The organism is Crassaminicella profunda, from assembly GCF_019884785.1.
GTDB lineage: Bacteria > Bacillota > Clostridia > Peptostreptococcales > Thermotaleaceae > Crassaminicella > Crassaminicella profunda.
Map to the genome: position 1 here is coordinate 3,637,303 of NZ_CP082326.1, position 13,107 is coordinate 3,650,409.

8 protein-coding genes and 1 riboswitch are annotated in these 13,107 nt (G+C 31.0%); of the genes, 3 read left to right on the top strand and 5 right to left on the bottom strand.

The genetic code is table 11. The features are described 5' to 3' along the window. Positions 1 to 3 precede the first annotated feature (3 nt). Positions 4 to 1,677, top strand: a complete 1,674-nt coding sequence (locus K7H06_RS16865; RefSeq protein ID WP_223037194.1) for a methyl-accepting chemotaxis protein — start codon at positions 4 to 6, stop codon at positions 1,675 to 1,677. Positions 1,678 to 1,717: 40 nt separating this feature from the next. Here K7H06_RS16865 and K7H06_RS16870 read toward each other — a convergent pair whose 3' ends face one another. Next, positions 1,718 to 3,685, bottom strand: a complete 1,968-nt coding sequence (locus K7H06_RS16870; RefSeq protein WP_223037195.1) for a methyl-accepting chemotaxis protein — start codon at positions 3,683 to 3,685, stop codon at positions 1,718 to 1,720. Between the two features lie 187 nt (positions 3,686 to 3,872). Beyond that, a riboswitch (cyclic di-GMP riboswitch) is annotated at positions 3,873 to 3,959 on the bottom strand. A gap of 453 nt (positions 3,960 to 4,412) precedes the next feature. Here K7H06_RS16870 and nagZ point away from each other — a divergent pair. Further along, positions 4,413 to 5,510 carry a beta-N-acetylhexosaminidase gene (nagZ, locus tag K7H06_RS16875; RefSeq protein WP_246637559.1) on the top strand — a complete coding sequence of 366 codons (1,098 nt, stop codon included), beginning with the start codon at positions 4,413 to 4,415 and terminating at the stop codon, positions 5,508 to 5,510. 204 nt (positions 5,511 to 5,714) lie between these two features. Beyond that, complete coding sequence (locus K7H06_RS16880; RefSeq protein ID WP_223037196.1) at positions 5,715 to 8,297, top strand: FAD-dependent oxidoreductase; 2,583 nt, start codon at positions 5,715 to 5,717, stop codon at positions 8,295 to 8,297. Between the two features lie 39 nt (positions 8,298 to 8,336). Here K7H06_RS16880 and K7H06_RS16885 read toward each other — a convergent pair whose 3' ends face one another. The 4 genes from K7H06_RS16885 to K7H06_RS16900 form a co-directional block, all read right to left on the bottom strand. Then, on the bottom strand, positions 8,337 to 9,974 hold the full coding sequence (locus tag K7H06_RS16885; RefSeq protein ID WP_223037197.1) for a PAS domain-containing sensor histidine kinase: 1,638 nt from the start codon (positions 9,972 to 9,974) through the stop codon (positions 8,337 to 8,339). A 187-nt stretch (positions 9,975 to 10,161) separates the two neighbouring features. Continuing rightward, entirely contained in the window at positions 10,162 to 11,295 is a 1,134-nt protein-coding gene (locus K7H06_RS16890; protein WP_223037198.1) for an ABC transporter permease, read from the bottom strand. A 2-nt stretch (positions 11,296 to 11,297) separates the two neighbouring features. Continuing rightward, on the bottom strand, positions 11,298 to 12,038 hold the full coding sequence (locus K7H06_RS16895) for an ABC transporter ATP-binding protein (protein WP_223040063.1): 741 nt from the start codon (positions 12,036 to 12,038) through the stop codon (positions 11,298 to 11,300). 50 nt (positions 12,039 to 12,088) lie between these two features. Then, positions 12,089 to 13,105: an HlyD family secretion protein gene (locus K7H06_RS16900; RefSeq protein ID WP_223037199.1), complete on the bottom strand. Its 1,017-nt coding sequence runs from the start codon at positions 13,103 to 13,105 to the stop codon at positions 12,089 to 12,091. Positions 13,106 to 13,107: the final 2 nt, after the last annotated feature.

Genomic DNA, 13,107 nt, shown 5'->3' on the forward strand with positions numbered 1-13,107 from the left:
TTCATGAAGACATTAAAAGGAAAACTGCTGACCACATTTATATTATTATTATCGTTCATGCTCATTACTAGTACTATTTTTATTATTACAGCAAAAAACACTCAAAATCAATACAAAATTATCATTAATAATCTTATTCTAGAAAGAGAAATAAGTACAGCTGCAAACAAAATGGTCTCTCATATAGATAACTTATTTCTTGAATTCAATGAAGATGAACTAAAAGGTTATCAGAATGAATCAGAAGACTTAAAGCATATTCTCAAAATTTTAGATCAAACCATAACCAATGAAAAAAGCAGAGAAATCTATACATCCTTTGAAAATATTTCAATAGAATTTCTATCCTTATCGAAACAATGTGTAAAAGCTTTAAAATCTAATGATTTAAATAAAGCAAACAATTTATTGAATGATTTACAAGAAAAAAACAAATTCATACAACAAAGAACCAACGAAATCCTATCCTCAGAACTAGCATATAGTTACTATCTTCAGAAAGAAATAGAAAAAAGCTTTAGTAAAAAATTAGGCTTTGGTACCCTTCTGCTTATGGCAGAAATTGCATTTGGGTTGATATTTGCTTGGATTTTTTCAAGCAAAATTAGAAATAGCCTCATGAGTATTGTACAAGCAACAAATGAAATGTCCGAAGGGAATCTTAATCAAAAAATCACTATTCAATCTAATGATGAAACAAAAATTGTAGGTGAAAATTTTAATCAAATGATTGAAAATATATCTCAATTGATTAAAAAAACAAAAAATATATCCACTCAAGTAAGCACATCTGTAAAAGATTTAAGTAGCCTTTCTCAAAATAATTTAAAAAGTATCAAACAAGTATCTCTTACAGTTGATGAAATAGCCAATGGCGCATCGGAACAAGCTATGGATGCTCAAAAGGGCGTGGATCTTACTTCGAATCTCAAAGATAAATTTGAAAAATTAATCAATAATAGTCATGCAATCGATACAGAAACCAAATTAATTATGAATTTTCAAAAAGAAGGGATTAAAACATTAGAAGATTTAAACCTTCAAACAAAGCAAAATAATGAAGAAACTAAAAAGATAGAAGTAGCCATAAAAGAATTAGACATCCGTTCTAAAAACATTAGCAATATTATCGAAACCATCACTTCAATCGCTGAACAAACAAATTTATTAGCACTCAATGCATCTATCGAAGCCGCTCGTGCGGGAGAGCACGGTAGAGGCTTTGCAGTAGTAGCTGACGAAATTAGAAAACTTGCAGAACAATCTAATCATTCTGCCCAAGATATTCAAAATATTATACTTGGTGTACAAACAGATACAAGTAAAACAGTTACAATGATGGATGTGATAAAAGATCGAACGCAAAATCAGTCAAATGCTGTAAAGGCTGTAAGTGAGTCTTTCACTCATATTTTGAAATCTGTAGAAAATATAGGCGTGAAAATTGATGTGTTAAACCATTTCATAAAAGATTTGGATCATGACAACAATGCCATTTTCCATGCTATTGAAAATATCGCAGCTGTCTCCGAAGAATCAGCAGCTGCATCACAAGAAGTAAATGCCACCATGGATGAGCAATTTAAAATGACAGAAGAAGTTGAAAATGCAACAAATATATTAAACAAGCTTACACAAGAGTTAAATGTTGAAATCAATTATTTTCATCTAAATTAAAATAAAAAATGTATAGCAATCATTGCTATACATTTTTTATTTATATTTTAAATTTGTGTATAGATTCTTGAAGCTTTCCTGATAACTCTGCAAGCTGTTCAGCTGATGAAGACAATTCTTCTAGCGTTGCTGTTTGTTCCTCAGTAGAAGCGGCTACTTCTTCTGCTCCAGCAGCATTTTGCTGAGTAATACTTGCTATATTATCAATATTTTCTCCTACTACAGCTGAATGCTCATTTAAGTTTATGCAAGAATCAGTGACCTCTTTTATATTCTCTGTAACATTTGAAACTGATTTTAAAATGTCTTCAAAAACATCTACCGTTTTACTTACAGCATCCTCTTGCTCCCCTACTACCATCTTTGCTTGTTCCATTTCCTTCACAGCATTTTCTACCCCTGTCTGAATCTCATTGATCAAACCGCTAATATTTTCAGTAGCTCTTCCTGATTGTTCTGCAAGCTTTCTTACCTCTTCAGCAACAACCGCAAATCCCTTTCCTGCGTCCCCTGCTCTGGCTGCTTCAATGGCTGCATTCAGGGCTAATAAATTGGTTTGTTCTGCAATATTGCTAATCAACTCAACAATCTGTCCAATTTGTTGTGATTTTTGCGCTAGTGAAGAGATTTCTTCCCCTACATTTCCTGTTGCTTCCTTATTCTCTAGTGTTTTGCTTTTTTGATATTCTACAATCTGCATTCCTGCATCAACTGTCTCTTTAGCATTAATCGTAAGCTTTTCAGCCGTTCCTGTATTTTGTACAATTTGGCCAAGTCCTTTGATCAATTCATTAACCATATGACTTCCCTTTTGTGCAGCTTGTGATTGTTCTGTGGCTCCCTCTGCTAGTTCTGATACAGTATTTGCCACTTGTTCAGAAACTGTACTAGCTTCTTCTGTTGAAGCCATCATCTGCTGAGCTGTAGAAGCTACTGTCATACCCATCTCATTCATTTCTGATAAGAGACTACGCATATTTTCAATCATTTTATTAAAATTGTCTGCAAGCAATCCTATTTCATCTTTACTCTTTACATCTACTTTTACTTGTAAATTTCCTGAAGCTACGTCTTTTGTGAGTTCTGCCATTTTTAAAACAGGCTTGATGGAACGATTGATCATAAAATAACTTATCATGCCAATAACCACAATCATTACAACACCCATTAAAATCATCATTCTTCCAAAGCCTGAAATACCCTCCGTTACTTCACTTTCAGATGTAGTCATAGCAATAGACCATCCTGTACTATGTAATGGTTGATAAACTGCCATTTTTTTACTACCCTCAAATTCATAATGAGATACATCCGTTTCTCTTTTGATCATTTTTTTAGTAAGCTCAATTTGAGATTTACTTCCCTTTAGCAAAGCATTATACTTTAAAATCATTTCTTTCTTAGGATGCGCCATCACCAAACCTTCTTGGTTAATCATATAGGCATATCCTGTCTCTCCTAATTTTTCAGCATTAACCATATCTGTCAGATGAGATAAATTTATTGTTCCTCCAATTAATCCAATGACCATACCCTTCTCATCTTTAATAGGTCCTGCCACCACTATAATAGGTTTTTTTGTAGATTTAGATATAATGGGTTCTGATACAATAATTTCTCCAGCCATCACCTTTGGAAAATATTTTCTATCACTAATATTATCTTGTCCACCATTTGTACTTATATATTTTCCATCTGTCCTAGACATGATAATTCCTTCAAATTCCTTAAATTCATCTTGTTTCTCAATAACAAAATTTTTAAGACTATCATGGTCTATATTTTTCACCGCCTTTATTTCTGAAAGCATATCTATTTTTATTTTCCATTGATCAATTTCATCATCTGACATTTTTACAAGCTTATCCACCTTGTTTTTTGCAATCTCTTCTATCCCTTCCATAATAATTTCTTCTGCTTGATAATAAGCTACACCTGATAATGCAAGAATTCCTAGCATTGTAAATATCAATACAGGTATCGTAATTTTATATTTCAAACTTTTCACTAATTAACCTCCTTATTTATTTTTTTGTATATTTAACCTTCTTTTGTAATAAACATCGTTCCTTAAAACTCATCTTTCTTTCACTCTTTTAATATTTTTTTATCCTATAGTTATACGGTCTTTCCACCTCCTTCATCTTTCAACTAAAAAAGGTATATCTGGATCAGATACACCTTGCCTATTTATTTTCGGCAAACTGGCAATCATAGTAGGTTTCCACCTTAGACCCATGTTTTTGCGTCCTTATCTTTCGATAAGTTTGCTATTCTCGTTTGTATGATTGAATTTTTAGATTTTTAAAAACATTCCTCCTTGCTTTTGAATATTTCGACATTTTTCTATATTTCCCTTTATTTTTTTCATATCTACCTTACACTTTTATCCATAAATTCAATAGTTCAATTAAATTGATTCATAAATACCCAGTGGACTCACCCTTTCAAAAGAATTATAAAGTCCCTTTCTTATCTTTATGTATTTCGACACGCTTCGCCTTTTTCCTCCATTATATATATAAATGTATAACATTTCCCGTTCCTATGGGGTATAATAACCTTAGTACCATCAATAAAATAATTAGAAAGGGTGTATACACATTTTTCGAAAAATAGTCTTCTTTATTTTATTTATATTGGCCTTCTCTCTTTTGCCCGCATGTAATCATAAAACTGAATTAAAAAATCATACAAGTAAAAATGAAACTCCTCAAAAAAAAGAGAAAAAAGATATGATTCAAGAACAAATTGAAAAAATGACATTAGATGAAAAGATTGGTCAAATGGTCTTAGTAGGATTTAATGGAGATCAGATCAATGACTCTATCAAAAAAATGATAGATTCCTACCATATTGGAGGATTTATTTTATTTCAAAGAAATATAAAAAATCCATCACAAACATTAGCTTTACTCAACACTATAAAAAGTGCTAATTCAAAAAATAAAATCCCCTTATTTTTAGCAGTAGATGAAGAAGGTGGAAAAGTCTCTAGAATGCCAAAAGAAATAAAAAAACTTCCTACTAATAAAAAAATAGGTATCCTCAATAATAATCATTTTTCATTTGAAATAGGTCAGCTTATAGGTTTTGAATTGAAATCCTTTGGCTTTAATCTAGATTTTGCACCTGTTTTAGATATCAATAGTAACCCTAAAAATCCAGTCATAGGAGATCGTTCTTTTGGGAGCAATAAAGAAATTGTAAGTCAATTAGGGCTACAAACAATGAAGGGAATCAAGTCACAAAATATAATCTCTGTTGTAAAGCATTTTCCTGGTCATGGAGATACATCTGTTGATTCTCACTTAGGTCTTCCTGTTGTTAATCATGACTTGAATAGACTTAAAAGTTTTGAACTAGCTCCTTTTTCTAAAGCCATCAAAGAAAATGTAGATGCAGTTATGGTCTCTCATATTCTTTTTCCTAAAATAGACTCTCAATATCCTGCTACATTATCTAAAAAGATTATGACAGATCTTTTACGGAATAACTTGAATTTTAAGGGTGTCATCATTACCGATGACATGGAAATGGGTGCTATTTTAAAACATTATGATATAGGAAATGCAGCTATAAGGTCTATTCAATCAGGCAGTGATATCATCTTAATATGTCATACCTATGAAAAGCAATTAACTGTGTTAGATGCTTTAAAAAAAGCTGTAGAAAATAATGAAATATCAGAAGAACAAATCAATGATAGTGTTTATAGAATCCTAAAATTGAAAAAAAAGTACCATATAAAAGATACCTCCATAAAATCAATAGATGTTAAAGATATAAACAATCAAATAGATTATATTTTAAATACTTATTTAGGAGGCTAATCCGCCTCTTTTTTTGTTATTTAGCTTTGTCTCTTAAATCATTTTAAACCAAAATACACTTTATCTAAATCTTTTAGGTACCATTCTGTAATTTTTACCAATTTATCTATAAATTTGTATAACAAAAAATGTTTAGACTAGAATAAATGGTATATATATAAATTAGAGCATTTCTACTATCGTTTATATAAAGGAGGATTATTTATGCAATCACTTAAATTAAATAAAGATATTCATTGGGTAGGTTCCTTAGACCCTGATTTAAGAGTTTTTGATATTATCATGCATACAGAGTTTGGAACCTCTTATAATTCTTACATTGTAAAAGGTTCAGAAAAAACAGCTTTAATTGAAACAGTAAAAATTAAGTTTTTTGATGCATTTTTAGAAAAAATTAAAGAAGTTACCCCAATCGAATCCATCGACTACATTATCGTAGATCATACAGAACCAGACCATGTGGGAAGTATTGAAAAATTATTAACATTAGCCCCTCATGCAAAAATAGTTGGCTCCGCTACAGCTATTACTTTCTTAAAGGAAATTACCAATAAAAATTTTGAATCTATTATCGTAAATCCTAAAGAAACTTTAACTTTAGGAAATAAAACATTAAGATTTATCAATGCACCATTTCTTCATTGGCCAGATTCTATTTATACTTATGTGGAAGAAGATCATACTTTATTTACTTGTGACTCATTTGGTGCCCATTATAGCTTCGATCCTATACTTAACGAAAAAATTACTAAGAAGGTAGATTATCATAAAGCATTAAAATATTATTATGATATGATTATGGGTCCCTTTAAGTCTTATGTTTTAAAAGCTCTTGATCAAATAAAAAATTTAAAAATAGATATGATTTGTCCAGGACATGGTCCCGTACTCAATCATGAACCTGAAAAAATCATCGAACTTTATAAGGAGTGGTCTACAGAAAATACTCCTAATTCTAAGAAAACTATCGTCATTCCTTATGTATCTGCCTATGGGTACACAGAAGAAATTGCTAAAAAAATTACTGAAGGGATCAAACAAGCAGGAGATATTAATGTATTGCTATATGATATGGTCTATGCTGATCCCAATGAAGTTTTATCAGAAATTTATTGGGCCGATGGATTGCTTTTCGGATCTCCTACTATTAATGGAGATGCATTAAAACCGATTTGGGATCTTTTAACTTCCCTCTCTCCTATTGTTCATGGTGGAAAAATTGTTTCTGCCTTTGGTTCTTACGGATGGAGCGGTGAAGGTGTTCCAAATATTGTTGGTAGATTGAAAACTCTGCGCATGAAGGTTTTTGAAAAAGGACTTAAAATTCGTTTTAAGCCCTCAGAAAACAATTTAAAGGATGCTTTATCCTTTGGTATCAACTTCGGAGTAAGTGTATTAAAAGGAGAAGTTCCAAAAGTAATCGAAGAAAAGGAAAAATATACTTTAGTTTCTGATGATGGAGAAGTAAAAGTATGGAAATGTGTTGTATGTGGTGAATTATTTGAAGGAGTTGAACCACCTGATACTTGTCCTGCTTGTGGTGTAGGAAAAGATTATTTTGTTGAAGTAAAAAAAGAAATCATTGCTTTCCAATCGCAAAACAACGAAAAAATTATCATCATAGGAAATAATGCTGCTGGTGTTTCTGCTGCAGAAGCCATCCGAGAAAGAAATAAAGTTTGCAGTGTAGAAATCATCTCAAATGAGAATATTCCGGGTTATTATCGACCAAGTATTTCAAAATCTATTGTACAGGAAATACAAGATCATGAATTTTATTTAAAATCAATGGATTGGTATAAAGAAAATAATATTCAGTTAACACTTCATACAGAGGTTATAGACATAAAAAAAGATACAAAGACAATACTCCTTTCTAATGGAGAAGAAAAGTCCTATGACAAGTTGATTATCGCTACTGGAAGCCATTGCTTCATGCCTCCAATAGAAGGGAATGAAAAAAAAGGTGTATTCACCTTACGAAGCTTTGATGATGCAAATCGTATCAAAGAATATGCAAAAAGTAGTAAAAGGGCTGTTGTTGTAGGTGGTGGAATCTTAGGTCTTGAAATCGCTTGGGAACTTAAAAACCTTGGATTAAATCTTACAATCATCGAGCTTGCCCCTAGACTTCTTCCAAGACAGCTAGATGAAAAAGGTTCTAGTATCCTTGAAGAAGCTATAGCAAAACAAGATATAAAAGTAATCAAAAATACCTTAGCAGGTTCTCTCTTAGGAGATGAGAAAGTAACTGCTGTAAAAACAAAAGATGGGGAAATCATTGAATGCGATATGGTTATCGTTTCTGCTGGTATCAGAGCAAATAAGAAATTAGCCGAAAAAGCAGGAATTATTACCAATAAAGGAATTGTGGTAGATCAAGCTATGAAAACTAATGAAGAAAATATCTTTGCTGCTGGTGATGTAGCTGAATTTGATGGCATTGACTATGGTATTTGGCCAGAAGCTATTGAACAAGGTAAAATAGCAGGTGCAAATGCAGTAGGCGATCCTCTTTACTATGAAAATATCATACCATCTAATGTTTTTAATGGTATGAATGTAAATATATTCTCCATTGGAGATCTTGGTAGAAATTCAGAAAAAGCATATGAAACTATAGAAATTCACAATCGTGATCAAGGTCTTTATCATAAAATGTACTTTGTAAACAATGTATTTGTAGGTGGTATACTCATAGGAGATACTACTAAATCTGTAAAAATGATGGAGGGTATTGATAAAAGATCTTCCTTATCTACTATGATAAAAATCATGAATCATTAATAAAAATGAGCGTTTTACTTTTCATAAAACGCTCATTTTTTATTCTATTGAATATATATCTGAAAACTCAATATTAATACTTTCTACATAATCATTGTTATATCTTTTTTTTACTTCTTTTATATCATTCTCGAGTATCTTAACTGGAAGCTCAACAATAAATTCACTGCCCTTATTTTCCTCACTTTTAACAATAATTTCTCCCTTATACATTTTTACAAGAGACTGAACAAGAGATAGTCCTATACCACTTCCTTCATGATTTCTTGTAAAAGATTTATCAATTTGACGAAATCTATCAAAGATTATATTTTGTTTATCCTTTGGAATCCCTATCCCTGTGTCTTTTACTGATATAATGATGCTTTTTCCTTTATCATATATGTTTACCATAATGTTTCCATTTAATCTTGTAAATTTTACTGCATTAGATAATAGATTCAATATGATTCTTTCAATATGGTCTGGATCACAGGCCATAATTTTTTCTTCCACATTCGTATCAAAGCAAAAATGAATATGCTTATTTTTTATATATTCCGAAACAGATAAAGTAATCTCTTCTACAATACTTACAATATTATAGTTTCCTAAATTCATATTAAAATATCCTGAATCTATTTTAGTAACATCTATCAAATTATTGATCAATCTTAAAAGCCTATAGCAATTCTGTTTAACGATACTTTTGAGCTTTGTTCTAAGTTTTAAATCTTTTATATGATTTTTTTCTTGATAATCAATTAATTGTATTGTACTAAGAATCAAATTTAATGGTGTTCTTAATTCATGAGAAATATTGGAAAAAAATTCCGTTTTTAACTTGTCATATTCTATTACCTCATGTAATATTTTTTTATTTTCTTCAACTTTTTTCTCTAGAACTTTTTTTGCATTTTTTAGCTCTGTAATATCTGTTCCTACAGATTGAAACTCTATTATTTCACCATTTTCACTGAAAAAAGCTTGATTGGTCCATCTGATCCAAGAAATATTTCCTATTGCATCGATTACAGAATGGGCATAGGTCTGAATAGGTTTTTCAATGCTAAATGATTGTAAAGATTTTTTTATTTTTTCATGTTCATCTTTCGGAACTACAGTTAAAACACTTTTTCCCACTAATTCCTCATATTGCTTATTTAAATAACAACAAAATGCTTTATTGGCATAAGTTAATTCTCCATTAGGTAAAAACCTGCAAATAAAATCCGTTTGATTTTCTACAAGAGCTCCATATTGCTGCTCACTGATGGCACACTTATTTTTTCTTTCTTCTTCTTCTGTAAGATCATAAGCCTTTCCAACAATATACTTAACATTATTTTCTTCATCTAGTATGGGTGTTTTTGTAATATGTAATAATCGAAGTTCTCCTTCACTATTCGTTATCCATTCTTTAGAGATAATTTTTTCCTTTTGTTGAAACACTTCTACATTTTTACTAACAGATTGCTGGGCTTTTATATTACTATAAATACATTGCTGAGCTTCTTTTTCATTCAATACATTCCATAATTTTTTATTTTCTATATCCTTTTTTTCTTTCCCTAAAAAATCTGCATGTGCCTGATTCACAAATCCATAAGTTTCTGTATCTTTTAAAATCCATAATTGCATATCTGTATCATCCAGCATACATGCATATTGTTCCAATTTAAACTGGTCTACTTTCATATACTCCCGCTCCCTATTTACACCTGTTTATAATTATATATTTTTTTACATTATACTGGATTTAAAGAATTTATTGTGTCGAAACAACTCGTAATCTATATTTTTTCTATATTATATTTTCTAAAATTCTTTTTATAACTATTTGCAAATAACAAAAGCACCCTAACTATAGGTGCTTTATAACCATTTAATCTAATTTCTTTTTAAACCTTATAGATGCAATCCCTAAAAGCAGCATCCCCATTACTAAAAGCACTATTACTTCCTTCCATAAATAATCAATCCCTACTCCCTTTAATATAATCCCTCTTAATATCTTTAAAAAATAAGTGAGTGGTATAAAATTACCAGCTATCTGTATAGGGTAGGCCATAGCTTCCCTTGGAAATACAAATCCTGATAACAATACACTTGGAAGTATGAAAAATATGGTCATTTGCATAGCCTGTGCCTGATTTTGCGCCACTGTTGAAATGAGCATACCAATAGCAAGAGAACAGATGACAAATCCAAATCCCAAAAGAATCAATAAGAAAACATTTCCCTCTATCCCTACATTGAACCAATAGGTTCCAAAAAATAATGCGATTAAAAAATCAACACAACCTATAAAAATATAAGGAATCATTTTTCCCAAAATAAGTTCTCCTGATCTTATAGGGGTAACAATTAACAATTCTAATGTTCCCTTTTCTTTTTCTCTCACTAATGAAAAGGCCGTAAGCATTACAGTAATATTTTGCATAATAAGTCCAATAAGTCCAGGAATAGTAAACTTTGTACTTTCTAGATTAGGGTTATACCATACCCTTGTCCGTATATCTATCACTCCTTTATTAGAACTTTTTAGCCCCTTCTTTTCTAAATATTTTTTCTGTATTTGAAGAGCATAGCTTTGTGTAATCATCATTCCATTTTGCAGTGCTGTTCGAGCAATAGTAGGATCTGTTCCATCAATGATTAACTGAATAGATGGATTTTCATCTCTCTTGATATTTTTTGAAAATCCTGTAGGAATAATGACACCCGCTCTTGCCTCTCCCTTATCAATAAAATTTTCAAGTTTTTGTGTATTTTTTACATAACTATCTGGTTGAAAGTAATTAGAATTTTTAAATTTACTGATCAGTTCTCTACTCTCTATCGTATGATCCATATCCATCACAACCATTTTTATATTTTCAACATCTGTATTTACAGCATATCCAAATAAAAATATAAAAATCAAAGGCATCATAATGGCCATACCAAGACTTGCTTTATCCCTTATAATATGGATAAATTCTTTCTTAACGATGGTTATAAGCCTCCTGCTATTCATATCTACTCCCCTGCCTCATCTCTATGAATAAATTTGATTTTATCAAATGAAGATTCTACTTTTTCTCCTGTTTGTTCCTCTACATATCTTATAAAAACATCTTCTAGATTTTTTGCCTTCTTTTCCTCAATAATCTTTTCTGGTGCTCCTTTTCCTATAATCCTTCCTCCAAAAATAAAAGCTACTTCATCACAACTTTCTGCTTCATCCATATAGTGGGTGGTCACAAGAATAGTCATCCCCTGCTTTGCAAGCTTATATATAATTTTCCAAAATATTCTTCTTGAAACTGGATCAACTGCTGCCGTAGGCTCATCTAATATTAAAAGATTTGGTTTGTGTATAAGGGAGCATCCTAAGGCAAGTCTTTGTTTCCATCCTCCTGAAAGAGTTTTTGTAATATTTTTTTCTTTTCCCTCAAGTCCTGCCATCTGTATGATCCCTTCTATTCTTTCCCTTTGAAACTTTTTGGGAATGGTATATATATTGGCATAAAAATTTAAATTTTCTAATACAGTTAAATCTTCATATAAACTAAATTTCTGAGACATATAACCAATATTCTCTTTTATTTTTTCAGCTTCTTTGTAAACATTAAGCCCTAGTACTTCTGCCTTTCCCTCAGTAGGTGTTAAGACTCCACAAAGCATCCGAATGGCTGTAGATTTTCCTGCTCCATTTGGGCCTAATAGTCCGTAAATACTTCCCTTTGGAATTTGTAAATTTATTTGATTCACTGCCATAAATGTTCCAAACTTTTTCGTAAGATTTTTAGTAACAATGGCAATTTCTCTCACTCTTTTTCACCACCTAGGTAAACGTCCATGAGCATACCAGGTTTTAGCTTTTCCATATCATCTAAAATCTTTATTTTCACTGCAAAAACCATTTCCTGCTTGTTTTCCTTGGATTCAACATTTTTGGGGGTGAATTCTGCTTCTTGAGAAATATTTATTACTTTTCCCTTTGTTTTTTTATTCTTTATAAAATCAGCTGTCATATTTATTTCTTGATTTAAAGAAATTTTGTAAAATTCTTTCTCTGGAATGTAGATCTTTACCCAAAGATTTTTTAGATCAAGGACCGTTGCGAAATTCCCAAAATTAGGAATCAGCTCTCCTTTATTATAATTAATACTTTCAATGGTTCCCTCTATAGGTGCTATAACATTTTCTTTTGAAATTTTATATTTTATTTGTTCCACCATGGCCTTTGCCTTCTCTACTTCTCCAAAAGCCATCTGTATTTCCTCATCTCTTGTCCCCTTGATGATTAAATCTAATGTTAACTTTGCAGATTCTAACTCTTTTTTTGTACTTTCAAGGATGGCCGAAGCATTATCTAATAATACCTTTGCTTCTTCTAGTTTTTCCTTAGAAACAGCACCACTTTCATATAATTTCTTCAAATCTTCATAATTTTTAAGTCTATATGCATAATCAGCATTTTTTCCAGCTAAAATACTTTTTATTTTTTCTACCTGTACCCTTGCTTGATTTATTTCTTCATTTCTCGCTCCTGATTGTAATTTATCAAATTTAGCATTGGCAATTTTAAGACTTGCTTCTGCCTGATTAAGCTCTAGTTTTAAATTTTCAACATCAATACGGCAAAGTTTATCTCCTTTTTTTACAAAAGCCCCTTCTTTTACAAAGATTTCTGTAATCAATCCTGAAGTTTCACTAGCAATATCTATATCTTCACATTCAACGGTTCCCGTGTATTTGTCTTCTTCATTGGTAAACGAACAAGCTACAAGCAAAACACTAAAAAGAAAACATACTCCAATGATTTTTAATTTTTTATACACGA

Bases quoted from the DNA above. Each gene is read 5' to 3' on its own strand.
- K7H06_RS16880 (WP_223037196.1), top strand. From the start codon at position 5,715: ATGCAATCACTTAAATTAAATAAAGATATTCATTGGGTAGGTTCCTTA.
- K7H06_RS16885 (WP_223037197.1), bottom strand. From the start codon at position 9,974: ATGAAAGTAGACCAGTTTAAATTGGAACAATATGCATGTATGCTGGAT.
- nagZ (WP_246637559.1), top strand. From the start codon at position 4,413: ATGATTCAAGAACAAATTGAAAAAATGACATTAGATGAAAAGATTGGT.
- K7H06_RS16865 (WP_223037194.1), top strand. From the start codon at position 4: ATGAAGACATTAAAAGGAAAACTGCTGACCACATTTATATTATTATTA.
- K7H06_RS16890 (WP_223037198.1), bottom strand. From the start codon at position 11,295: ATGAATAGCAGGAGGCTTATAACCATCGTTAAGAAAGAATTTATCCAT.
- K7H06_RS16895 (WP_223040063.1), bottom strand. From the start codon at position 12,038: ATGGCAGTGAATCAAATAAATTTACAAATTCCAAAGGGAAGTATTTAC.